The organism is Chloroflexus sp. (assembly GCF_034435895.1).
Lineage (GTDB): Bacteria > Chloroflexota > Chloroflexia > Chloroflexales > Chloroflexaceae > Chloroflexus.
The window spans coordinates 1-2,189 of record NZ_DAOTWH010000328.1 but is presented as its reverse complement, the minus strand read 5'-3'; the positions used below and the strand labels follow the sequence as shown (position 1 = coordinate 2,189).

The 2,189-nt window shown below is 64.9% G+C and carries 1 protein-coding gene; it reads right to left on the bottom strand.

The annotated features are described in order from the left end of the window. Nucleotides 1-1,734 (bottom strand): tetratricopeptide repeat protein (locus U9R81_RS18225; RefSeq protein ID WP_322496835.1); only part of this gene is annotated, 1,734 nt, incomplete at its 3' end. Between the last annotated feature and the right edge of the window lie 455 nt (nt 1,735-2,189).

Genomic DNA, 2,189 nt, shown 5'->3' with positions numbered 1-2,189 from the left:
CGGGGTCGCGCCGCGCGCCGTCGCCACCCGTTCGTGATCGCGCCACGCCTGTAACAAGGCCCGCGCCGCCGCCAATTGGCCAGTGCGCAGCTTAACCCGCGCACTGAGTAGATCAGCCGCCGGACTGGCCGCGCGCAACTGGCTCGCTTGCTGCTGCAAAGCTTCGGCCTCGGCAGGCTGGCCCATATTGAGCTTATTCTCGGCCAGCAATTCCAGCACGCGGGCGCGGGCCACCTGATCCTCTAACCCCTCGCTGACCCGCAGCGCCTCTTGCAACACACTCTCGGCTTGGGCCGGCTGCACTTGATCGATATAAACCAGCGCCTGTCCATACAAGGCGCGGGCCAACTCGGCCCGATCACCCTGCTGGCGGCTGGTCGCTTCAGCTTGAGCATACCAGTTCCGGGCCTCGTCGAAGCGGGCGCGCAGTCGGTAGAGATCGCCGAGGTAGCATTGCAGCCGGGGCCGGTTGGCGATCAACTCCGCCGGCAGCGCATCAATCCAGCCAGCCACAGTATCGAGCCGGCCATTGCGCAACGCCTCTTCACTGGCGGCCTCAATCGCATCAGCGGCGATCGCGCCTTCACCGGCGGCGAACCAGTGATAGATCGCCTCTTCGGCAAGGCCAGCGGCAGCATAGTGCTGCGCTGCCCGCCGGTGGCGCGCGGCCAGATCGGGATCGTGGCGGGTCTGCTGGCGCAAAAAGTCGTGAAACAGGTAATGGTAGCGATAGTGGTCAGCCCCCAAGTCAACCACAAAGAGATCACGATCGCGCACCTGCGCCAACAGTTCGGCGCTGTCAGCAGCTTGGCGCACCGCATCGCAAGCCGCCGCGGTCAGCACCCGCAACGGCGCCGTCGCACGCAAAAAGGCGGCAATCTCCGGCGGCTGGCGATCGAGTACATCGCAGGCGAGGAAATCGAACAACGCCGCCAGCGAAGCTGGGCCGTTCGCCAGCAATTCGGCCACGCTCCGCGCCTGCCTGCCGCGCAACCCCTGCCAAACCAGTTGCAACGCAATCGGCCAACCTTCCGTTTGATGGCTAAGCACATCGACATCGGCGGCGCTCAGCGGCATGCCAAAGACCTCAGCGAAGAGCGCGGCAATCTCGTCGCGAGTAAAGGCCAACGCCTCGCGGTGCAATTCCAGCACCTCGCCGCGCGCCCGCCAGCGCACCAGCTCGCCGCTGACAATCGGGTAGCGAGTGGCAATCAACAAGCTCAACCACGGCGGCGCGTAAGTAATCAGCCGTTCGGTCAAGGCACGGATCTCGGCGGATGCCGTCACAAAGTGATAATCGTCGAGGATAAGCAGTGTTGGCCAAGGAGCAACGCTGGCCAGCGTATTCAGCAACCCATCGAGCGCTTGCGTCCACGCCGTCCGATCAGCGGGACGGGTGTGCAGCGCCGCCAGCGCTTCTGGCGCGCCTTGCGGCAACACCGGCGCGCAGGCGGCGGTCAGATAGGTCAAAAACGTCACCGGATCGCGGTCGCTCTCGCCAATCGTATACCAGCAGACCGTCTGCGTACTGGCTGCCAGCTCAGCCAGTGCTGTGGTCTTGCCATAGCCAGCGCCGGCCTGCACCAGCGTCACTCGATAATCAAACGCCTCGCGCAAACGCGCCGTGACCGCCGGACGCACCAGCCGATAACGGTGCGGTCGCGGCGGTGCGACTTTGGCCTGCAACAACACTGTCTCTTCACGCGCCATAGCGATATGGTGATACAGGGCCACTGATGGTACCAAGTATTATACCAGCAGTGCGATGGGCAGCGGCGGCGTTTAACGCAAAGGCGCTGTAGAGCCGGACGGCTGTCCGGCTCCGCAGGGAGTTTAGTGGGGAATAGCCACAAAGAGACATAAAAGGCACAAATGTAACTCTTTTGGGGCCTTTTGGGTGGGTTCGTAGCTATTGTTTACCCTCACCCCCAACCCCGCTCCCGCGCCGCGGGAGCGGGGCGCTACTGCGTTCCGCTCCTGCCATGCCTCACCCGCCCATCGCGCAGCTCCCCCCTCTCTCGCCGTCAGGGGGGGAGAGGGGGCCGGGGGGTAAGGGCTAGCCCGCGCAGCGGGCTTTGTAGTCCTAGCCCGGCCCTTGAGGGCCGGGTGATACGGCGTGGCGCTTGGTTGCCCCCACCCCCAACCCCTCCCCCAGCGAGGGAGGGGAGACCCTCACCCCCAACCCCGCT